The 22,041-nt window shown below is 46.7% G+C and carries 20 protein-coding genes; 1 reads left to right on the top strand and 19 read right to left on the bottom strand.

Annotated features, from left to right (window positions below; translation table 11 throughout):
• Positions 1 to 50 precede the first annotated feature (50 nt).
• The 12 genes from OU814_RS23995 to OU814_RS23940 all read right to left on the bottom strand — a co-directional run bounded on the left by OU814_RS23995 (position 51) and on the right by OU814_RS23940 (position 16,386).
• Positions 51 to 2,249 carry a GumC family protein gene (locus OU814_RS23995; RefSeq protein ID WP_268242312.1) on the bottom strand — a complete coding sequence of 733 codons (2,199 nt, stop codon included), beginning with the start codon at positions 2,247 to 2,249 and terminating at the stop codon, positions 51 to 53.
• A 305-nt stretch (positions 2,250 to 2,554) separates the two neighbouring features.
• Complete coding sequence (locus tag OU814_RS23990) at positions 2,555 to 3,748, bottom strand: glycosyltransferase family 4 protein (RefSeq protein WP_017288804.1); 1,194 nt, start codon at positions 3,746 to 3,748, stop codon at positions 2,555 to 2,557.
• 41 nt (positions 3,749 to 3,789) lie between these two features.
• Positions 3,790 to 4,557: a sugar transferase gene (locus tag OU814_RS23985; protein ID WP_268242311.1), complete on the bottom strand. Its 768-nt coding sequence runs from the start codon at positions 4,555 to 4,557 to the stop codon at positions 3,790 to 3,792.
• Positions 4,558 to 5,233: 676 nt separating this feature from the next.
• Positions 5,234 to 6,214 (bottom strand): polysaccharide deacetylase family protein, encoded by a 981-nt coding sequence (locus tag OU814_RS23980; protein ID WP_017288806.1) that lies wholly within the window; start codon positions 6,212 to 6,214, stop codon positions 5,234 to 5,236.
• Between the two features lie 10 nt (positions 6,215 to 6,224).
• Complete coding sequence (locus OU814_RS23975; RefSeq protein ID WP_268242310.1) at positions 6,225 to 7,538, bottom strand: protoporphyrinogen/coproporphyrinogen oxidase; 1,314 nt, start codon at positions 7,536 to 7,538, stop codon at positions 6,225 to 6,227.
• 29 nt (positions 7,539 to 7,567) lie between these two features.
• Positions 7,568 to 8,563 carry a class I SAM-dependent methyltransferase gene (locus OU814_RS23970; protein WP_017288808.1) on the bottom strand — a complete coding sequence of 332 codons (996 nt, stop codon included), beginning with the start codon at positions 8,561 to 8,563 and terminating at the stop codon, positions 7,568 to 7,570.
• A 131-nt stretch (positions 8,564 to 8,694) separates the two neighbouring features.
• Positions 8,695 to 10,614, bottom strand: coding sequence for a hypothetical protein (locus tag OU814_RS23965; protein WP_268242309.1), 1,920 nt, complete (start codon positions 10,612 to 10,614; stop codon positions 8,695 to 8,697).
• Between the two features lie 20 nt (positions 10,615 to 10,634).
• On the bottom strand, positions 10,635 to 11,981 hold the full coding sequence (locus tag OU814_RS23960) for an NAD(P)/FAD-dependent oxidoreductase (protein WP_190652019.1): 1,347 nt from the start codon (positions 11,979 to 11,981) through the stop codon (positions 10,635 to 10,637).
• 49 nt (positions 11,982 to 12,030) lie between these two features.
• Complete coding sequence (locus tag OU814_RS23955; protein WP_190652020.1) at positions 12,031 to 12,678, bottom strand: acyltransferase; 648 nt, start codon at positions 12,676 to 12,678, stop codon at positions 12,031 to 12,033.
• 125 nt (positions 12,679 to 12,803) lie between these two features.
• Positions 12,804 to 13,859 (bottom strand): Gfo/Idh/MocA family protein, encoded by a 1,056-nt coding sequence (locus tag OU814_RS23950; RefSeq protein WP_017288812.1) that lies wholly within the window; start codon positions 13,857 to 13,859, stop codon positions 12,804 to 12,806.
• Positions 13,860 to 13,956: 97 nt separating this feature from the next.
• Entirely contained in the window at positions 13,957 to 15,174 is a 1,218-nt protein-coding gene (locus tag OU814_RS23945) for a DegT/DnrJ/EryC1/StrS family aminotransferase (protein ID WP_017288813.1), read from the bottom strand.
• A gap of 96 nt (positions 15,175 to 15,270) precedes the next feature.
• On the bottom strand, positions 15,271 to 16,386 hold the full coding sequence (locus OU814_RS23940; RefSeq protein ID WP_268242308.1) for a glycosyltransferase family 2 protein: 1,116 nt from the start codon (positions 16,384 to 16,386) through the stop codon (positions 15,271 to 15,273).
• Positions 16,387 to 17,413: 1,027 nt separating this feature from the next.
• On the opposite strand from OU814_RS23940, the gene OU814_RS23935 reads away from it, so the two are divergent.
• The gene (locus tag OU814_RS23935) at positions 17,414 to 18,052 is read left to right on the top strand and encodes a hypothetical protein (RefSeq protein WP_017288816.1); all 639 of its coding nucleotides are present in this window, start codon (positions 17,414 to 17,416) and stop codon (positions 18,050 to 18,052) included.
• Positions 18,053 to 18,130: 78 nt separating this feature from the next.
• Here the strand turns inward: OU814_RS23935 and OU814_RS23930 are convergent, their stop codons facing one another.
• Genes OU814_RS23930 through OU814_RS23900 form a run of 7 tightly spaced genes read right to left on the bottom strand, consistent with a single transcriptional unit; the run spans position 18,131 to position 21,939 of the window.
• The gene (locus OU814_RS23930; RefSeq protein WP_190652021.1) at positions 18,131 to 18,787 is read right to left on the bottom strand and encodes a Na(+)/H(+) antiporter subunit B; all 657 of its coding nucleotides are present in this window, start codon (positions 18,785 to 18,787) and stop codon (positions 18,131 to 18,133) included.
• Positions 18,784 to 19,284 carry a DUF4040 domain-containing protein gene (locus OU814_RS23925; protein ID WP_017288818.1) on the bottom strand — a complete coding sequence of 167 codons (501 nt, stop codon included), beginning with the start codon at positions 19,282 to 19,284 and terminating at the stop codon, positions 18,784 to 18,786. The genes OU814_RS23930 and OU814_RS23925 overlap by 4 nt, the downstream gene beginning before the upstream one ends.
• Complete coding sequence (locus OU814_RS23920) at positions 19,277 to 19,558, bottom strand: monovalent cation/H(+) antiporter subunit G (RefSeq protein WP_017288819.1); 282 nt, start codon at positions 19,556 to 19,558, stop codon at positions 19,277 to 19,279. The genes OU814_RS23925 and OU814_RS23920 overlap by 8 nt, the downstream gene beginning before the upstream one ends.
• The gene (locus tag OU814_RS23915; protein WP_017288820.1) at positions 19,555 to 19,806 is read right to left on the bottom strand and encodes a hypothetical protein; all 252 of its coding nucleotides are present in this window, start codon (positions 19,804 to 19,806) and stop codon (positions 19,555 to 19,557) included. Before OU814_RS23915 ends, OU814_RS23920 begins: the two co-directional genes overlap by 4 nt.
• The gene (locus tag OU814_RS23910) at positions 19,803 to 20,183 is read right to left on the bottom strand and encodes a Na+/H+ antiporter subunit E (protein WP_268242307.1); all 381 of its coding nucleotides are present in this window, start codon (positions 20,181 to 20,183) and stop codon (positions 19,803 to 19,805) included. The genes OU814_RS23915 and OU814_RS23910 overlap by 4 nt, the downstream gene beginning before the upstream one ends.
• A complete protein-coding gene (locus tag OU814_RS23905; RefSeq protein ID WP_190652022.1) occupies positions 20,180 to 21,607 on the bottom strand; it encodes a cation:proton antiporter in 1,428 nt (475 codons plus the stop codon). Before OU814_RS23905 ends, OU814_RS23910 begins: the two co-directional genes overlap by 4 nt.
• Positions 21,604 to 21,939 carry a cation:proton antiporter subunit C gene (locus OU814_RS23900; protein ID WP_017288823.1) on the bottom strand — a complete coding sequence of 112 codons (336 nt, stop codon included), beginning with the start codon at positions 21,937 to 21,939 and terminating at the stop codon, positions 21,604 to 21,606. The genes OU814_RS23905 and OU814_RS23900 overlap by 4 nt, the downstream gene beginning before the upstream one ends.
• Between the last annotated feature and the right edge of the window lie 102 nt (positions 21,940 to 22,041).

Below are 22,041 nucleotides of genomic sequence, written 5' to 3'. Positions count from 1 at the left end.
TAGAGACGATTTGAGCGTTTCTAAACCACATCCCGATCGAGATATCGAAATTAATAGACCTGTTCCATTGGTGTATGAATGTAATCATCATGATCGTAGTAAGAATCATGAGCATCATTTTCAAGCACCGCGCCGTTGATCACCATACCCAGAACATTTTGCGAAGATTGGTTTAGGAGTTCCTTCGCGGTTGTGGCATTCGCATGATCAACCACGCCTGGTCTTGCGACTAAAATCAGCCCATCGACAATTCTGCCGAGGGTCAAAGCTTCCGCCGCAACAATCAGAGGAGGAGCATCAACAATCACAAAGTCATACTGCTGCTCAAAGGTTTCAATCAAAGATGCCATCCGCTTAGAATCGAGCAAAGCTAGAGGATTCGGTGGAATCACACCACAGGTTAGAACGTCAAGATTTTGCATCACAGGTATGATTGCATCTCGGGCATTCGTCTGCTCTACAATCACATGGCTCAATCCACCGACATTCGTCAAATTCCAAATGTGGTGCTGAGACGGATGATGTAAATCTGCGTCGATCAACAGTGTGCGTCGTCCTAAGGTTGCCATTGTTGCTGCTAAGTTCGCTGCGATCGTAGATTTGCCTTCACGCGGGACAGAACTTGTGATCACAACGCTTTTGAGCTTTTCATCTAGGCTCAAAAACTTCAGATTTGCCTGCAGCATTCGATACGAGCCGCTCACCGCCGATCGCGGAGCATCTCGTACAGGGAGTTCAGGAATTGACCATTCCTGTTTCTTCGATCGCGCCATGAGCGGTCTACCAAAGTAAGGAATCGTTCCCAGCCAGGTATAGCCGAACAAGTCGCGTGCCTCTTTGAGCGTCTTGATCGATTTGTCTCGAAGTTCAAGCAAGGTAATGACTGCTAGCGACAGCAAGGTTCCGGCTGCTGCTCCAAGCAAAAGGAACATACTGGTCTTGGAACCAGATGCGCTATCAGGAATCGCAGCTCGCTCAACAATTCGCGCAGTCCCGACGTTTTGCTTCTCGGTTAATTGAACCTCTTGCAGTCGTTTCAGTAGGGTCTCATAGGTTGATTGTGCTGCGTCGAGCTGGCGTTGGAGTTCGCGCTGAGTCTGTTCTAGACGAGGAACTTGCATCATGCGATCGCGATAGAGATCCCGAGTCTCTGTCAAGGAAGCTAACCGCGTCGAAGCTCCTAATTTTTGAACTTCAGCATTGACAAAATCTTTCATCAAGTCGCGACGCAATTCGTCAGGAACGAGATCGCGTGGCGTAACGGAGGCAGCATCGACCGTTTGAGAGATTCGCTCTTCGAGCAAGTTTTTTAAGGCAGCTTCTCGGTCTTGTAAATTGACGATCGCGGGATGTTTGCCTGTGTAGCGTGTGCGCTCTAGCTCTAGCTGAGTTTGCACTTGCTGAAGCTGAGCGGCAATTTGTTTGATGTTGTCATCTTGGCTGAGGAAACTAACTTCCAAAGCGCGATCGGCTGTCATGTTGAGCGTGCTTGCAAGTTTGTCGTGCCGAGTCGTTGTTTCAGCAAGATCAGTGCTGGCATCTGCAATTTGTTTTTCTAGCGTGCTAATTGCCTCGTTGACTCGAGCTTCTTCAGCTTTCGCATCTGCAATTCCACTTTGCTCTTTGAATTGTCTGAGCGCAGTTTCGGTTTGTCGTACAGTTGCTTCTGTTTTGGGAAGTTGCTCAGCAATGAATTCTCTCGCAGCAGCGGCTTCAGAGCGATTCTCTAAAACATTGGCATTGAGGTATTGAGTCATGACTTGATTGAGAACCGCAGCAGCTTTGTCGGCTTCTTGATCCTCGTAGCTAATCTGCAGAACGTCCGCACCAGCAACATCTTTGACTTTAATTGCTTTTGCTAGAGCATCTGGATGCAGGGGCTTACCGGAGGCATCCGTCAATTTGAGGGCTTCGATCGTTTGCTGCATCACTGGGCGAGAAACGACGTTCTGTGCTTCTGTCCTGACGGGATTGCTTTGCATGGTCAAGTTTGACACTCGTCCCGCCGCTTCGCCTCCAAGCCCAGTTAAAGCAGGGATTTTGTTGGGTTTGAGGACGATTTTCCCAGTTGCGACATACGTTGGCTTCTGCGACGAGGATGCAAATCCAGCCACGATCAAACTCAGCGTAATAATCGCAGCAGTAGGCTTCCAACGTCGTTTTGCAATTAACCAATAATTCTGAAAATCAAGCTTCTCTAGGTTGTCTAGAGACACCGTGCCAGAGTCGGCATTGTTCTTCGCTCTCATTGTTTGGATCGAATTAGTTTGAACAACTTGAAACCATTCTAGAAATAGTCCTAGTGGTATCTACAACCCTGTTAGCTCGATCATTTTCTGCATGATTCTAGAATCATCTTTGCAGTATTGATCTTTTTCTGATACTTGATGCAACTTTACTCTACATCAACTCAGTTCATAATTTGAAAAACTCACATACTTAAAGTGTCCTGCAACAATTAATATTAGTGTTGCTTTTTTTACTCGATTTTTGACCAAAATCGGGATTGTTTAAGGGATGAGTTGCATTTCTATCTGTGCCAGTCTACTGAAATTTACGTGTACGATCGCGCAACTGGAACTCGCTCCCGCGATCGCGCTTTCCATCTCCACAGCATATCTTCATAAACTCGGCTGACAATGGCTTGTGCTGCATAAGGTTGAGCCGCACTGACACATGCTTCTACAGGAAAATGGTCGGGATTGAATAAAACTTGGTCGAGAGCCTTCGCGATCGTGATTGCTGCTCGATCTTGACAAACGACTCCACTCTTTGAGTTGAGCAGTCTGGGAGTATCTCCGCAGTCAGTCGTTACAATCGGTGTTCCGCACCCTAACGCTTCTAGGACTGAAACAGGCAGTCCTTCAAATCGACTGCTCAGGACAAAGACGCTGGCAGCTTGATAAAGTCTGAGCATTTCGGTCTGAGTTTGTGCGCCGAGCATGGTTGCTGGAACGCCTAATCGCGTAATTTCAGCCCGAACTTCCGGCGCTAATTCTCCATCTCCGGCGAGCAGTAAATGAGCGTTGGGATGGGATAAAGCGGCGATCGCTTGAATCAGCAGAACGGGGTCTTTTTGGGGTTGCAGTCGCCCGGCAAAGAGAATGAACTGCGTTTCTTCAGGCAAGTTCATCGTTTGGGCAAGGACTCGACGATGTGCGCTGCGATCTGGGGCAGGCTGAAAGACTCCATCATCGTAGGAGTTGTTAATGTAGGTGATGCGATCGCTCAAATTTGGATAGCGATCCTGATACAGTTCAAGCGATCCGGTATGACAAGACAGCACTTGGTCAAACTGCTGAATCAAATAGCGTTCTAAGGCGTGATTCAGGGCTGGAATTTTTTGTTTTGCTGCTTGCTGCTTGAGATCATTATGGACAAACAGCGTTTTTTCACCTTGCCACTGTTTAGATGCGATCGTCGGTTCTAAACGATGAAAGTGCATGAAGTCTGATTCGAGACAGGTGCGCAGTAGCGCGGCGGTATATCGAACCGTGACCGGAATGCGTTTGCGGTGATTGTTGTCTTGTAGGGTGAGAATGGGCATGAACTGGAGAGTTCTGCCTGCATAGTTCGCTTCTCGCCAAGTGAATAGAGGTTCGGTGGGATCGTCCGTGGTTCCGACAAAGCGGATCTCGAAGCTATCGGGAGCATATTTGAGGAACGATCGAATGATAGTTTGGATACCGCCGATGCTACTTCGCCAAGGGTTGAATTGATAAAAGATGGTGAGAACTGGTTTTTGCATAGAAGGGGTGAGCAGAGAAGGACAAAACGAGCACGGGTGAGCTAGTAAGCTCCTTCTCGACCCAACACAACTTTCAGCGTTTTCAGAATGATCAGCAGGTCATACCCCACATTCCACCGTTCTTGGTACCTCAAATCCAAGTCTACAACCTGCTCAAAATCTTTAATCTTAGAGCGACCGCTCACCTGCCACTCTCCAGTTAATCCAGGTTTGACTTCTAAGCGTCGCCAATGCCGATTGTTGTAATGAGCGACTTCATCTAACGTGGGGGGGCGAGTTCCAACTAAGCTCATCTCTCCCATCAGCACATTCCAAAGCTGTGGCAGCTCATCTAAGCTCGTTCGGCGCAAAAAACGTCCTACTTTTGTAATTCTGGGATCGTTTTCGTTTTTGAAGAGGAGATTACTTCCTTCGTTTTTAATCTGGTGTTTTAGGACTTCGGCATTGTCCACCATGGATCGAAACTTGCGGATCTCGAAGGTTCGCCCGCCCAATCCACAACGCGTTTGCTTGTAAAAGATTGTGCCAGGACTATCGAGCTTGATCGCGATCGCAATCGGAACAAAGAAGATGGATAGCATCAGTAGCCCAACTAAGCTTCCCAGGACATCAATACTCCGCTTCAGCCCAGATTGTGTGGAGGGGTGAAACGTGATGGAGCGGGGGAGCGTTAAGTCGGGAGACAAGTGAATAGACTGTAATTCAGACGCTTCGGGGAAGTTCATTTCTGCTTTTCCTTTTTCAATGGTGCAGTAGTTCGCAGGTGATGCAGGAATGGCAATCAGTTGCGCCCATACTGAGGAGCACAAGCTACGCTGTTCGCTGCGAGGATGAGCCTTGTGAGGGGTTTAAAGCAAGATTTAAACGGGTTCTGACAAAGCCTGATCCTTGAGATAAGCAGGTTGGACAGAGGTCGCCATGTGCTTCATCTTCGGTGTAGACAACGACCCTCGCGAGCATCGGTTGAAAAAGGTCAGAGCAGATCACACAGGTCTGCCGAGTCGGACGGGAACACACGTGTTCGATTTGCAATTGCATATAGGATGACAAGTCAATCAAGAGAGTATTTTGGGCATTCTTCTGAGGGTTCCAATTCAGATCCTCAGTAATTTAGCTGAGTGAATTGCTGATTTATGAAGCCGAAAAGGCAACATCAGGTTGAATGCAAGTTTTTGCAAATTTGTCTAGTGGAATAACACTGAAAATCCGCAGCACCCTTAATTTCTATCATGTATATCTATTGAGAGCAATAGCTGTTGCTGTGAATGTGCGATTACATAGGATCTTTTTACATTCAAGTCAGTTTCGTGAAGTTGAACACACATAGAACTGCGATCGATACTCGAACTACTATCGATCGCAGTTGTATGACAGCTAAAAAAAATGAGGAGCAGTAGGACAGATCAGCAGTGATCTACCCATCAGATTTATCGCTTGAAGACGACTAGGGAGATCAACATCTATCACCCCGAGGGATCGCGCTGATTACAGCGCGATCGCGCTCGGATGCATCACCGGAATGTCCTCTGCTTTTGCCATTTGCCGAGCATGTTGTGAGATTGTGAGCACTGTAAAATTATCAGTCAAGACCCGAATAATTTTGCTCATCATTGCCACTTTCTTGTAGCTCGGTAGATTCATCGCTGGAAAGAAAGCGAGTTCCGGCAAATCATCACAGCCCATAAAATCCAAAGGGTGCAGCAAGATAGAAGGCTGGACTTGAAACAATTTGCAAAGCGCGATCGCGCATCGGAAATACAACATTGCCAGCATCGGAGAAAACACGCCCAGATACAGAATATAGCTAGCATGAATTGGAACCTTAAACACAGGCATTGTCGTGACTGGAAGCTCGACTAAACTGCCCGCATCCATTCTCAAGCGATACGGCTTGAGCGGGCGCAATCCATCTTGAAATTTCCCAAACAGTTGCTTGCGCTTTTCGAGTTCTTCTTTACTCAGCTTACTGGTCATAAAATAGTAAGCTCGCGCCAACGGTCCTAAGAAGGTTGGAAATGTTGAAGCATCACAGAGATATCCTCGTCTCGCGAGCACTTGCAGCACAGTTCGAGACAAGCTAAAGCCAGGACCTCGAAAACAGATAGGACGCTGTCCGGTCGCCTGCTCGATGTGCCGTTCTGCGATCGCGAGTTCTGTATTAATCTGCTCTTCGGTGTACAGATGCAACCAAGGTTCATGCAGAAACGAATGGTTTCCAACTTCATGACCGTGATCGGCGATCGCTTTTAATGCTGCTGTGTTTTTTTCTAGCGCAGCATCCTGTCCAACAATGAAGAACGTAATTTTCAGATCCCGCTGATCCAAAAACTCCAGTACTCGCGGGATCAGAAGATTTAAATAGGATGGAAAAGACTCCCAGCCCTCATCTCCGTGAGTTTTCATGTAAGACCATTGATTATCCAGATCAAGCGATAAGCTCGCGATCGGTTTTCTACGCTGTTTCATAGGGTTCACACTAATTCAAGTTCGCTGCAAGTTGACGCATTTTCGAGGTTGTGCGCCAGTAGATGTCCTCCATGAGTAAATGGGCGAATTCTCCATTGCGCCCAATACTGTAGAGTCCTGAAATCCCTGTGGAGTGGGCGAGCCGCTGACGATGCTCCTCATACTGGCTCAAGAAAACTGGATAAGCGATCGGAGTTTTCAACACCCGACAGCCAAAATATCGCTGCCGCGCATCTGGAATGATTTCACGCAAATGTTCGATACAGCGCTCTCCCAATTCTTCGTCTGACATCTGCCAAATCTCATCGCCGATTTCACAGCCGATATCTGCGGTGATCAGTGTTTTTCCTTCAGGAGCGAGCCACGGCATGGATAAAGGTGTCTCGGTTAAGCGAAAGAAGAGATAGTCGCGTTCTGGAGTCCAAACGACTGTATCAGAGAGCAAGCCACGACCATGCAAGCGCAAATTCACAAAAACCATCGGACGGTACTTGAAGCTCGATAAAGGCTTGACCGCATCCGAGCCTTGAACCAGCTTGGCTAAAATATGACAAGGTGCCGTACTAATCACAGCAGAAGCAGGCTGCTCTATCCCTTTGACTCGAACTCCGACTGCTTGCTCATTCTCAACGAGAATTGCTTCTACTGGAGACTCAAGCTGAATGCAATCTTGAAGATCTTCCGCTAGCTTTTGACACAATAAGCCGAGTCCACCTTTAGGATAAACGTGCCAAACATGCGGATTTTCAGGCATGTCATGGCTGTATCCATTGGTGACAGCCCGCTGCGTGAAGCGAGCCATCAGTTTATGGACGATGCTCTGAGCAATTCCGGCTTGCAGCTTATCGCCAACAGACGTTGCTAAATCTTCAGCCGCAGCGCCTGACCAAGCTTCAGTTAATGGAATCGCGACTTCGTTGGCTAAAGTTTGACCATACTCAGCACGATACCATTCGGCTGCATTTTTCGGCTGATGCCGCTTCAATTTGCTGGCGATCCCGCTGGCAACATAGCGAGGATTTTGCAGTAAACCAAATGGATATGTGTAGTTACGACCTTTGAGGTAGACAGTTTCGCCATAGTAGCGCACGTTTCGGCACAGCGCACCTACGCCGATCGCGGCAGCGAGTCGATTGGTGACAAAATGTGCGCCAAAGTCATAAGTAAAACCATCGGGATCGTGAAAACTGCCTGCTAGTCCAGCAATCTGCTTGCCTGCCTCATAGAGTTTCACAGGAATGTTGTGTTGTCGAAGTGCCCAAGCGGCAGTCAAACCAGCTAGCCCACCGCCGACGATCACGACAGGTTTAATTTCAGTGTTCATAAGGTTCAGGGAGGAATTAAATCAGCTTATCAAGGCTTTCTCAACACGGCTCTCAGCAAAGCCCCATGACCCATCCGTTGATGAATCATGTCGAAAATCGTAAACACACCGAGCGAGAGGGTAGATTGCAAGCTGAATTGATTGATGAGCCATTTGGGTGCGTTCCAATCGACGAGCGCATTCCGAATCGAATAGACCCAATTGACTGGCGACACGATCGTGGTCATCTGAGCGACTTCGAGATCAACTTTCTGCGCCAGCATTCTTAAATTGGTTGAATTAAACAAATTCCAGTGTCGCGGAAAATGATAGCCGCCCCAGTGGCGGGCTTTTGAGAGTTTGAAATCCAATGTATCGGTGTTGTCGGTCACAATGACAATTCGACCGCCCGGCTTGAGGAGCGATCGCACAGCAGCGAGCACTTCAGCGGGATGATCGACATGCTCGATCGTGGCGATCATGAAGGCTAGATCATAGCTATTTTTGGGCAAGTCTAAGTCCTGAACCATGCCTGAATGAATTTCCAGTCCTTCATTCATTCCTGCTTTGACTGCGAGATCGCTCGGTTCAATTCCTTCGAGTCTCCAGGTGGGCTGTCCAAAATCACGCAGTAAGCGCAGATGAAAGCCATCCCCACAGCCGACATCAATGATTCGAGCATCTTTGCCTAGTCCTTTGCAAGCTGACAGCAATCGCTTTGCTTCTAATCGCTGCCGCACCCGGTAGACAAAGCCAAATCGCTCAGCCGAGAATTCATACGCATGATAGTCACGCGGGTAAATGCGATCGAGTTCGCTGATGTCAGGGCGCGGATTGAGATAGACCAATCCACAGCCACGACACTGCACAGCTAGAAACGTATCGGGACTAGTACGATACTCGAAATCTTCTCCAACTGCTACAGCACTTGCATCATCGACATCGCAAATACAGCACTTCACCCGTGTCATCGCGAGGGGAGCAGTTCCATCAGCACGGCAGGGCGCGCCATAAGGTTGAGGAAAGGTATCAGATAAATCTTTCATGATCTATAAGAGAGCTATTGAACTGAAGAAAGGAGCGCTTGCGGGGCTTCTCAATGATCGATCGTGGCTATCATCTTGCACGCAATTTCATGAGAATTGACGACCTGTAAGCTTGAGGTGAAACGACCGACTTAGGAAGCCGAAGATTTGAAATGCAGACCTGAGCGTTTTGCAATGAGCAATTTCTGAATTCGTCGATTAAACAAAGCGAACCAAGCCATTAATAGACCTCCAGCGCCAAAGCTCAGAACAATGCCAATCCGTTCTTGAGGCAGGGTTTCTAGCTGCACCGCGATCGTATGTTGACCCGGCGGAACTTTAATTTGTAGCAGTCCCTCTGGAGAGGGCTGTATTGGGAGAGAAAGAGAGTTGGTTTTAGCGATCCAAGCTGGATAGTAGAACTGTCTCAGCGTCAACCATTGTTCAGTTTCTAAACTGGTTTGTAAAGTTAGAAATCTGGGTTTCCAGATCGAAGCATTGACTCGATCTTGTGCTTCGATCGTCACCGCAGAGCCAAATTTCTCATCAATCAGTTTTCGCAGATTATCTGTTGTATAAAGCGATGCAGGAACCCATTTTGGGCGATGTAAGACGGCATCTCGCTGAATCTCAAGCTCTGATTTTAGATTGAGAATAGGATAGAGCGATCGTTTCATGACTACGCTGCTAGAAAAGAGCAATACGATCGTTAACAACAGACTGATTGTGGCGAGTTTAGAACTGACAAGGCGCGTCCAGTATAGAACAAATGTTGTTGTGATCGTACACAAAGTCACAATCACAATGAGCAGTACTTTGTTTGCTGCAGTCCAAGTGAAGAACATTTCTCGTACAGGCAGCAAACTTAGAAATGCTAATCCTGCGCCAATTCCAAGAAGGAGCACCGCACTTAAAATTGTTTTGAGGTTCAGTCGAGCAGGCTGAACAGAGGTCGCTGCCAATCCAACTAAAGCCGTTGTCGCAAGCGTCAAAATTGTATTAAATCGCCAAGGGGCTTCGATGATCTGTAGCGGTGGGATTAATTGCCAGACCCAGTTACTTTGAGGGAGGCACATCCAGCATGAAACCAGCGCGATCGCGATCCAAAACAAGCTAGAATGCCGTGTCGAATTCAGCCGATTTGCGATGAAGAATGTCGTCGCTGCCAGCACAAGCATCAGAACACTTGAGATTCCTAGAAATGAAATCACGCCCTGGAAATTCTGCCGAATGCTCTCTGCAAATAAGAAGTTTGTTGTGTAGTCGTAAAACTCGTACTGAGTCGGATCAGCCTTAAGGATAATGAAATCTTTGGTTGTCATCGCTGGAAACCAGTAGATTGCGGCTAATCCGACTGCCAAGATAAAGGCGATGCTGAAAGCGATCGCAATTTTGACTCGCTGCTTTCCGTACCAAAGCAGATAAAGAAATGGGACAGGTGAGAAAATCAGAAAAGTGGGCAAATGCGTCATGATCAAGAGCGCTTGCGCGATCGTGAATCCAATCGCTGCTTTTTTCTGACCCTGAGCCAATTTATGCGTGAAATATAGAATCAACGGTAGCCAGACAAAGCTCCAAAATTCTGCATAAGCAAATCGAACATACAGATCGACTGCTAAATGATAAGGTGCAATCACATAAAAAATTGCTGCAATGAACGCTGCTCTAGCTGGAACCAAACACTGCAACCACAGATAAGCCGTGATCCCCGATGCAGCGAGTCCCAGTAATGCGCCAAAGCTCAACTGATGCCACCCTAGCGGATCAGCCATCCAGACCAATGGACGCAGTAAGCTCGTGAAATAGTAGGGCACTGGGCTATAAAAGAAAAAAGTTGGACTGCCTAATCCTCCATTCAAATTGAGCAACCAACGGGGATATAGTTCTCCAGACCAGAATTGATCCGAAAACTGTTTTGCCCAACGCAGATGAAATGCAGGTAAGTCATGGGCATCGTACACGCCGTAAAACAGCATCGGCAGCATGACTAAAAGCGCGATCGCGACGATCGCCAAGCGATGGATTTGAGTCATCGATTGAGATTGCTTTGCAAGCACAGGCGTTGTTTTCATTGCAACTTTCGGTGTGAGGATTAGGCTCGAACGGCATCGATTGCGAACTGTCGAGAGCGGGTGAGCAATTCCACGGCAGATTTTTCAGCTAGCAGCACTGTCTCATTCACATTCAAGGTTCCATTCGGAATATGAGCAGAGTTAATGATGTGTACGCCTGGAACAGAAGTATGCATCGGCGGTAACTTTTCCGAATAGTTCAAGGTTGAAATCGCAAAGACCTGCCGCACACGCGAGACTCGGAAAGCTACCACATCATTGCGATCGAACTTTGGATACATCAAGACCAGCGTTTGAATAAACTCTTCTTGAATCTCTTCGTCGGTTAATCCAAATGCGGGATCATTGCTAGAGACATACTTCGGTAAGTAAACGAGCGATCGCTGATCAAATTCTGAGCGATCAACGAGAGCGGACATTTCAATTACACCTGTAAACGGAACCCAGGTATCTGTAATATTCGTGACGTAGTAAGATGCTAAGGGCTTTTTCAGCAACAGGGACGCACAGATAATGCCTTGATACTCAACGTTTCTGAGTAAGTCGTATTCCATCGCAGAAAGCCCTTTGCAGACTTGAGCCGCGATCGGAGATGCCATCGTCAGCACCACTTCATCGAAGTGTTCTGTCTGTCCGTTGGTAAATTCAAGTTGGACTTGTCCTTGTTTGCGAATCACTTGGCTCACTCGATGTCCAACTTTCAGCTCAACATTGTGTTCTGAAAGCACTTCAACGAATCGAGAGAGCAATCGTGCATATCCGCCCGGCAAGTAGCCGAACATTTCTTTTTTCAAGCCTGTTCGTCGCGCGGCATACATGCGAGCAATGATCGCCCAAATGAATGAAGCAGAAGCAATGTGATAATTTTCACCGAGCTTCGATCGCAGAAGCGGCAACCAAATTTTTTCAAATGTGCGATCGCCCGATAGTTTTCTCAACCAAGTTGCGACGGGAATCTTTTCTAGTTTTTTCCAGTTTTTGACCTTTGAGGCATACCAGATCGTGAAGCCTAATCGCAACTTATCGATGAATCGTAATGCTGGAAAGCTCAAAAATTCCAGCGTATTCGACATCGAATAGAGCTTGCCATCGGTGAAGAATCCTGTTTTGGTTTCGACCCATTGCATGTCTTGTTCTAAGCCTAGCTCTGTCAGTAGCGATCGAACATGAGTATCCGAGAGCAATGTGACATGATAGTGCCGATCCCAAAGGATGTTGCCTAATCGCCAAGCACTTGCCAGCCCACCAAATTGATGAGCGCTTTCGTATAAAGTAACTTGCTTACCTTGCTGAGCGAGACGGAGTGCGAGGGTCATGCCGAGGATGCCACCGCCTACGATCGCCCATCGTTGTGATGAAACTGACATGAGTATCTTGGGTAGGTGAATGAATGTGGGGAGTGGGGAGTGGGGAGAACTAAGGTGTCAATTCTTCAACGACCCCTTCGCGAATTGCATACTGAAGTCCACAGGTCGGACAATCAATATCTGCGTGAAACGTCTTAAGATCGGCTGGGAAGCGCGTCAATAGCTGACCGCATCGGCACACAGCGCCTACTGAGCGAGCAGGATGTCCGATCGCTAAATGGAAATCTGGAACGGATTTTGTGACTAGCGATCCCATACCAACCATTGCGAACCGTCCGATCGACAAATCATTTCCGATCGTGCAATTTGCTCCGATCGTGGCTCCTGCTTTCACAAGGGTCGGTAAAGTATGCTCATCTGGATCAGAGGGACGCAGGTGTTTGAGATCAGAGGTCGTCGCTCTGGGAAAACGGTCATTGGTGAACACCGTTCCTGCACTAATCATCACTCCATCTTCGATCGTGACTGCATTGCAGATATACACAAAGGCATTGATCTTGACGCGATCGCCAATCTTCACACCATAAGCAATATAGGTTTTTTCACCAATGATGCATTCTTCGCCAATCTCAGTGTCAAAGCGAATATGAACATTGTCCCAGACTGAACTCCGCGCTCCGATCGAAACATTCGCTTCCACGATTGCCGTTGGATGAATACGCACAGAAGGGCTACTAGAATTGATTTGCAGATTCATAGACTCGTTCTAGATTTTTAAACTAAATCCACGCACAGTAGGCTCGATAGTCTCGGTTAAACTTTGTTCAACCCGCAGGTTTGAAATTCAATCTCTTTGCGGGTTGAACAGCCAAACCCCAACCCTTACGATGCGCTAGCAAACGCTTTATCGCCATTGGTCGGCGCAGTCGCGAAGCCTAGCACCTTCAGCGAGTCGTAAGATACACCTGTCCACTGAGTTTGATTCATCGACTTGTAAGCCGCTTCGATCACTTCTACAGACGCAATACTGTCTTGCGGAGTGATCAACAAAGCTTCTTGTCCCAAAATCGCTTTCGAGAAGTTCTCGATTTGGCTCGTAAATGCTTGAACCTTGTCGTATCCGTTGCCAAACTTGATCCACTCAGGACTAGAAGATTGACGATACTTCGACTCTTTCCAACCGATCGAAATCGTTCCTTGAGAACCGTAGATCCGAATGTAGCTATCCAACTCTTTGTTGATACTCCAGGACAGATCCACGTTACCCACAACGCCGCTCGCACTCTTCGCAAAGATTCTCACGGTATCTTCTACATCCAAGCTCTGAATGCGTTTTCCTTCAATCACCTGGACTTCAGCTAAAGCGCCCAAGAAGTAGCGCATAATATCGATCGAGTGGGTTCCGTTATCAATTAACACGCCCCCGCCACTAATCGCAGGCTTCGAGTTCCAACGCGAGGACATATCCACCCGCGAAGTAAACGCATTCTCAAACAAAACAATCTCGCCTAAAACGCCCGACATGACTAAGCTCTTTGCCCGGATCACATCTTCGACATAGCGGAACTTCGATGCCATCGTCAAAATTACGCCGTTGCGCGCCGCAGTATCGACCATCTCGATCGCACTGTTCACATCGACACTCAGCGGCTTCTCACACAGCACATGAATCTTGCGATCTAAGAAGTAGACGGAAATGTCCCGGTGCGTCACAGGGGGTGTACAGATAATCACTGCATCAAGTTCCAAGCTTTCTGCCATCGTCTGATAGCTATCAAAGCTCTGGCAGTTCAATCGTTCTGCAAGCGCCTGTGCTGCCTCGGGTCGAACATCAACAACGGCGACTAATTGCGCGATCGTAGATTTTTCAAACGCCTGTGCATAAGCCTGTGCAATTCCACCTGCTCCAATCAATCCAAACTTCAGCTTCTCAGTCATGACATTTCCTCTTCACAGCTACTGATGTGTATTGATCCGTGGCAAATTTGATTCACCACGGTTCCAATGGCTCTACCGCGTACTTTTCTCGGATGACCTAAGCTAACGACTCATGAATTGCATTAGCAATGTAGTCAATATGCTCGTCGGTATAAGCCTCATTCCAGGGCAGTACCAGTACTGCTTCTAAGCCTGCAAATGTTCCCGGAAACTTCTCAGGGCTATAATCCACCGCCTCAGGACGCGCCAAAGTAAATGGGAATCTCGAATTCCCAAACGTCCGCTGTTGCTCAAAAATCATGCACTGAAACGCGGGTTTCTGAATGTATCGAGGAGCCGAGAAAATTCCACGCTCTTTGAGTTTCTTCGCTAAACCGACTGCACCATCTGGCACGACCTTGCTATCGACCCGCAAGCAGTACTTCCAGAACACATGCGTATTGCGCTCATCGCAGTAGGGTGTTTCAATTCCTGCCAAGCCTTGCAGCTTTTGTGTCATCTTCTTCGCTGCAATTCGCCGATGTTCCACACAGCCCCAAAGCTTCGACAACTGTGCGACTGCAACTGCGCCTTGAAGTTCACACATCCGCCCATTCAAAGCAATGAAATAGTGATCAGGATTCGGATCGCCATAGCCAAATGCTTTATTGATAAACAAGAACATTCGACGTGCTAGAGCATCATCGTTCGTGGTGACAATTCCACCTTCACCTGTTGTGATGTGCTTACCTTGCTGCAAACTAAAGCAACCAATCTTACCAATGGTTCCTACAGGCTTGTCAGCATGAGTGGCGAGAAAAGCTTGGGCACAATCTTCGATCACAGGAATGCCACGAGACTCTGCTAATTCCATGATCGCAGTCATGTCACAAGGATTCCCGAACAAGTGCGTCACAATAATTGCTTTCGTGCGATCGCTGATGCATTTCTCGATCGTTTCAGCCGTGACGTTCCAAGTTTGCGGATCAACATCTGCAAAGACCGGAATCGCACCTTGATACAGAATGGGGGTCAAAGCACCCATATCCGTGATCGAAGTCGTGATAATCTCATCACCTGGCTCTGGATCAATTGCTGCGATCGCAGTATGGACTGCGCCTGAACCGGAAGAGCAGGCATAAGCATACTTCACGCCTAGCATCTCTGCAAACCGCTTTTCTAGCGTTTTAACAAAGGTTCCTTTCGTGCTTGTCAATGTTCCGCTGCGAATTGCTTCCGACACCAATGCAATTTCTTCTTCGCCTAATGTCCGACCGCTCGCTTCTTGGTCAGAGGGTAGAACTAAACGAGTTTGTTGTTTCGGTGCTTGTACCATGTGTTTTTCTCCTGTACTGCAAGCAATTCCACGGACTCAGCACAAAGCTGAGAAGGCTTTCTACACAAGCCTTGGAACTGCAAATATTTTCAAGACTTACTTTTCGGAATTGCGCTTATAAATCGCGGTGCCTAGATAGAACAGCTCTTCAAAATAGCTCTTGTTCTGCACCGATACGATGCCTAAACTAAAAAGCTGAATTGCGAGCATCAAAGTTGTTCCGCCAATAAAGAAGGTATGCGGAGCCTGAGCGAATGCTAATGCAACTGCTTCTGTCGCATCTGGAAACCGAGTGTCTTGTGCTAAGCGCTGATATTGCGTGAAGCAATGCACCAGCACCCAAGCATTGGCATAGAGCGACATCAGAAAAAAGAGCACGCTTGGGACGATAAAAAATATCACAGGGCGTAGTAGAAAGCCCGAGAAAAAGATTTCCCAAGTATGCCGAAGCAACTTTGCGCTAGAACTCAGGCTCGATTTGCGCTGCGGCTGCTGCGGCTGGCTTTTCTGCATTCTCCAATTCAAATGGGCTGGAATCTCTTCTACTTTCGTTCCAAGTAAAAAGGCTTTGTGAATCAATTCAGGATTGATTTCCATACCATTTGAGCGCAGATTCAGCGATCGCAGAAATTCCGCATCATAGACCCGAACCATTCCGGTCAACGTCGATAAACTGCGCTTAGCTGCGATCGATAAAAATCGATTTGCCCACACACTTAACTCACGCCGTAACCAAGGGACATTTGAAACTCGTCCTCCACTCATATAAGGTGAAGCAACGACAACCCCAGCTTGAGTGTCCTGAATCTTTTTCAGCAGCAAGCCGATATGCTCAGGACAATAGCTCAGATCCAGATCAACGACGACGACATAGTCCCCTTTTGCGCCGCTAAACCCGGTCTTTAATGCTTGTCCGAGTCCTCGATTGACGCGATGATGAAGCACTCGGATATTTGAGTGGGTGCGGGCAAATTCTTGAGCTAACCGACCCGTTTCATCGCGACTGCCATCATTCACAATCACAATTTCCCAGTCATACTCCGACTCTAGCGATCGCATGTAGTCGCAGAGAAAAGACAGGTTATCTTGCAGAATCAGTGCTTCATTAAATGCGGGAGCAATCAATGAAACGAGTGGCTTTTGATCGGATGAAGGCACAATCGAATATGGGCTGTGCCGAGTCGATCGCACAGGTGAAAATTGTTCTTGCATTGGAACACACCTATAGACAAATGATTGATGCAGACTCGATGCAGTCTGATCTCATCAGCTAAAAACTTTTAAAAGCATTCAGGTGCTAGAAAAGCAATATCGCTTAAATCTTCTACCCGCGTAGGCAATCTTTTTCTCGAAACCTAACCGAAACGTCCTCAATTCTCAGTGCCTAGCTTTTCTAGTCTCTCTACCTAACTTCTCTCTTCTGCCGTTTTCAATACGAGCAGTACAGATTCACACAGATTCACATTTTCTTAACACGATATCTTAATTGAATGATTTCATCTCAACCGTGCCACACCGAGCCATCTATATAAGTAAACGTATTCAATCAGTAAAGTCAAGCACGCATTTTGCGCTTGAACGGATGCACTGGCTACAAGGGATAACTAACTATCCGGATAACCTAAAGTTCCGTAGAATAAAGGTAGCCCCTCTATTTTTTTGGAGCTAGACACATACACAGAGAGACTCGTATCAAAACTCTCGTCAAAGCTAGAGCGATCGCAGTAAGTTTAGCGCTTATCCTGCTTAGATGCAGAGTATATTTACTTCTAGTTAGCCTCTGTACAAGAAGCGAGTTAAAGCTTAAACATCACATTGATACTTACCTTGCGAAAAACCACCTCTCTACTGAACTCCGTTATGCGCTCGATCACTCAGACGAAATTAAAGATTTAAGAAAGTAATCAATATTTCCTTACTCGATTAGAACTCATCATCATTGATGAGAAGTCCTTTCAAGGGGAAAATTCGTCTCAATTTCTGGATTGGGCATTCTAGGTTCAACCTCTGAAAAGATATTTGAAAGATTATAAAAAAGCTGTTTCACTTCGATCTGTCTCGCTTTAGGTATTTAACCAGGACTGATGCACGTCTGTGCTATACGAACTGAGCGCTAGTTTTTTGTTTGTGAATCCTTTTAGTGAACTCACTCTGACTTGCAATCTAGAGATGGTTAGCATTCAACGACGATTTTCAAACTATTTTCAGAGAAATCGCTCTATTGTGTCTTGGATTTGACATGTCGTTATCGCCACTTGCCCAATATTGTATTCGGAAACTCTTACGCCAAAGTACCGATAATCTCGCGCAGCTATTCATGCCCAATTCTAGAGCGGCGGGTCTCAGCGAAATGAGCCTGGATAAAATCCTGTCGAACTGGTCATGTCAGCTAAACTCCGAAGGCTCAGAGACGGTAGAACTTGAACTGCTGCTGAAACTCTATCAGCAATTCGAGAAAGCACCTGCTCACTCAGCGAATCTCATTGAAATTAAGCGCCGAATTTTGCAAATTTTGGGCTTTCAAACCTCGCCTATCCTGCCGACCGAGTTTCCTACGATCATCAAACTTGGCTCGACCCAGCAATTTTCTTTCTTCTACAAGGGGCGAATTCAAACCGGGATGCGCTACCAAAACGAGCTATTTGGTGCTGTCAAGACATTTTCTTTAACACATCGATTGCAAGCGTATCAGAACGCTTGGGCACTGTCAGTCGCCAAAGTTCCGATCGTGCTGACATTCAGTACCTCAGAACTGGTCATCTGGATCAATTTACAGTCTCCAACATATGCGGTGTTAGTCCATCAAAATCCAGCTGTGTTCAGTACCGTTTTAACGCTCAATTCCGCTTTACATAAGCGGAAATTCGCGCGCGAGTAACTCTCCTTTAAGCCACAATCCGCACCTAGCAATCCTGAATCGTGAACTCTCTAGCATACAGAAGGTCAAAGTAAACTCTTACAACAATCCCCGATACCGAATGAAGAGCAAAACCACTGCCCAAGACCCTAGCGCAACTTTAATCGCGACTAGAACATTCAGCAATGGCAAAACTCCACCACTGATCAAAGCTCCCGGTTCTCCATGCGGCAACTCATAGCCAGCTAGCGTGATCACTGCCAACACAATGAACACCAAAACCGAAATCTTCTCCCACATCGCAGCTTTCCACTTGTGATACACTGCTTCCAACCATTCTGGCGAAGAAGTAATCGCAATCAGCCCGATCGCTGTTCCACCCGCAACCCCAGCAGCAAATCCGCCCCCAGGACTCAGATGCCCTCGGATTCCCAATTCAATACTGACCAATGCACAGATGGTCGCTCCTAATCTTGCCAACACAATGGAAGCTTGATCCGTAAAATGGTGCACTTTACTGGGCGGCTCATTCGATAAGAGATACTTCGCCCCGAGAATTGAGATTGTAAACACAATCACTTCAAAAATCGTGTCGTAAAGCCGATTTCTAAAAATAATTCCCGAGACTGCATTAATCACACCACTTTCTTTCACCACCGTCTCTGCGATCGAAAACGGCAATTCTGGCGCAGGATTCGGCATAAAAAGAAATTTCACATACAGCGCTAATCCGGCTGCAAGGTAGAGCCATTTCATGATTTCTCTCCTTTGTAAGTCAGTTGAGCGAGAGGAAATGCTAGTTCGTTTTGTAAAATTTCATAGAGGCGTGGGATGCGCACTACTGTGTTATAGTTCTCCGAATCGCGCACACAAGTTGCATGAATTTCTTTTGTCATCAATGCTTGATCTAAATCTTGGCGATCGCGAAAGGGTACTAATTCCACTCGCATATAGTGCTTGTTCATGATCGATCGCACATTCTCAATCATTGGTTCCAAATTCTCTTCTGTAAGAATTCCTAGCCGCATGACGAATGACGATCGTACTGCTACTGCGTATAGCATCGTTGCCAGTAAGCTGCCCATCAATGCTTCTGTCAAGCCAACATCTCCCGCTCCTAACACGGCATATAACAAGGCAGCGATAGCCCCTAAAATGCCGCGAATGATCAGTGCATGATAGGGATTTGTTTGAAACACTAACATAGCTGCCACAATTGGCAAGAGCACGGCAATGATATTTACCTCAGTCATAATCCGGTTCCTCACTACTCGAACAGTGAGCCAGCACATAGCCCAACATGGTGTTCCAAATCATCAGACAAAAGAGCGCAAGCAGTAACAATGCCCATCGGTTCGGAATCCTCAGAAACAATCCGAAGATAATCGTCATCGAACCGAGCGTGTCAGCAACGGACAAACTGTGAAGTTTGTAAAGTACCGATCGCTGAGTCGGTAAGGCTAATGTCCCCCAAAACCAGAGAACAATGCCCGCTCCAATCAAAATATCACTGAGAATATTGATCATCCGTCATTCATCCTCTTGAGAATATGTGCGAGCAGCATCATGCCAGCGTTACCCACACTCAAAATGATCACAGCAACAACGCCAATCATCCAATCGTCTCGAAAGACTGCGATCGTTAAAGCAATAATGGCGGTCTTGGATGAGACGCTGGCAAATGCAAGCATCGTTTGCCAAATATCTTCATTCTTCCAAGCTTCGTAGAGCGGAATTAACAATGCAATCAGCATTGCAATCAGCAGGATATTCATGAAGCATCCCTCCGCACTTCATGCACTTCATACCAACCTCTATCATCGTGTTTCGTGACGATCGTTTTCGGTGTGAAGGTAATCAGAAAGATATCGAGAAAAATCATCCGTGGCGATCGATGAGCGGGAACTCGTTCTTTCACCATCGTTTCATGGCGGTGCGGATGCAGCATAATTTCAAACGCTTCTTGATACGCTGCCGGAATCACCATGAGAATTTTTTTCAGCGATCGTAGCCACTCTCTTAAAGTCTCTGGAGCCGTATAGCTCCGAGGTAAGAGAAAGGCAATACAGAGTCCAATCACAATATTTGCTGCACTGAAATCGGCAGTGAGCAAGAACCAGAGAACGAGTCTGACAAGAACATGTCCAATCATGCGAGTGCCATCCAGAACAACAGAATCAAGGTTAAGCCCATCATGCCGACTAGGTGCTCAAACTCTTCAAGCATTCGCGGCAGTTTGACCGTCGCCCGTCGAAAGATCACCCAATATGCCAACCATCCCCCGCCAATCGTGACGAAGGCTTTCACAATGTTTTCGACGGTATAAGCTTGGATATAGGCAATATTCGCGAACAACAAGCCTCCGAGAAGGAGCACGATCGCGGCAATCAATCCCGGACGCACTTTTTCCTCGGTCTTGCCATGTGGCAAAAAGATAAATTTTGCAAAAGAGGTCGCTGTGCCGACGGCACAAACATTCATTGCGATCACTTGCCAAGGCAGTAGATTCTTCAGGGTAAAAACCTTGGCTCCAAATCCTGCCCACAAAGGCGATCCAGAAATCGAAAGACTGGCAATCACCAACGCAATCCAAACCGGGGTCGAAATCGTCTTGGTCTGCAATTCCTTAAAGTTCCGACTGGGCAAATTCCCGGCAAGCAAGAATAGTGAGGATTTCACTAAGCCGTGCGAGAGCGTGTAAAAGCCTGCTGCCTCCGGTGCTGCCAGAATAAATCCCAATTGTGAAACAGTGTGAAATGCTAACATCCGTTTCGTGTCTTTCTCAAAGACCGCATAAAACACTCCTAAAAGCGTTGTTGCGACTCCAAAAATTCGTACGATCGTATCGATATCATCCAAAATCAACGCACATCGCACCAAAGCTAAGAGGCTTGCCTTGACCACGACTCCGGACAATAAGGCAGATACAGGCGTTTCTGCTTCAGAATGTGTCATCGGCAGCCACAAGCCTGAAATGAATACTCCTGCTTTGACCAGTAAGCCTAGAAACAGAAGCGCGACTGCTTCAGGTGGTGCATTCTGCAATCCTGTAAAACTGAAAGAATGATCTGCCTTATAAACCAAAGCTGTCCCAATCAGGTAGAACAGCATGGCGACATTACTGGTAAACAGATAACGTAACCCGACCCAAATACTGCGATCGGTTCTCGGATAAGCAATTAGCAAAAATGCTGCAATCCCGCTGACTTCTAAGGCAATATATAAGCTGAGAAAATCTGAGCAAACAAATGCAGCATTAATGCTGGCGTGTAAGAGCAGCGTTTGCGCGTAAAAAAAGGTTGATTTGCTGGTTTGCCAACAGTAAAATAACACAGCAATCGTGACGATCGCATTCGTTAAAATAAAGTACGCTGTTAGCGAATCAACCGTTAAGACTACGCCAAAGCTATCTAATAGTTTTAGGTTTAATGCAGGCTCAGTAAATAGTTTCAAAGCATAAGCAACAGAAACTAATGTGCCGAACAATGAAAGCTGTTTATCGAGTTTTGGTACTAAATAAATCACAAACCCGAGAAAGAACGGGAATGTAATCCAGGCAAGTGTAAGAATATTCATGGTGTATTCTGTTTTTCAATTTCGTGACTCTCTAACGTTGGATTTTCTTTGGCTAACTTCATGACACCAACCAGCATGAGTGCCTGAATTGAGAAGCCAATCACAATACCTGTCAAAATCACAGCTTGAGGAACTGGATCAGCAAAAGCTCGTTCTGTTGTTCCAGAGAGAATAGGTGTGAACGTTCCTTGCCGAGCAGCAATCACGACATAGTAAGCAATCACCCCTGCACTCATCACATCCATTGAAATGATTTTCATGACAAGATTCTTTTTCAGAATAATGCCAAAAAAACCGCACAAAACTGTGGCAAAGACACACGCTTCTAGCACGAAATTTTCCTGTTAAAAACTAGGGTGTTCGATCGTAATTTGATCAATAGCGAAAAGTCGTAGCTTTGCACTATTGATTGAATAATATTGATGATCCATTAA

Origin of the sequence: Leptolyngbya sp. GGD (assembly GCF_026735145.1) — a bacterium.
GTDB lineage: Bacteria > Cyanobacteriota > Cyanobacteriia > Leptolyngbyales > Leptolyngbyaceae > Leptolyngbya > Leptolyngbya boryana.
Note: the sequence above shows the minus strand (reverse complement) of the source record. Positions and strands in the feature narration are given on the sequence as shown.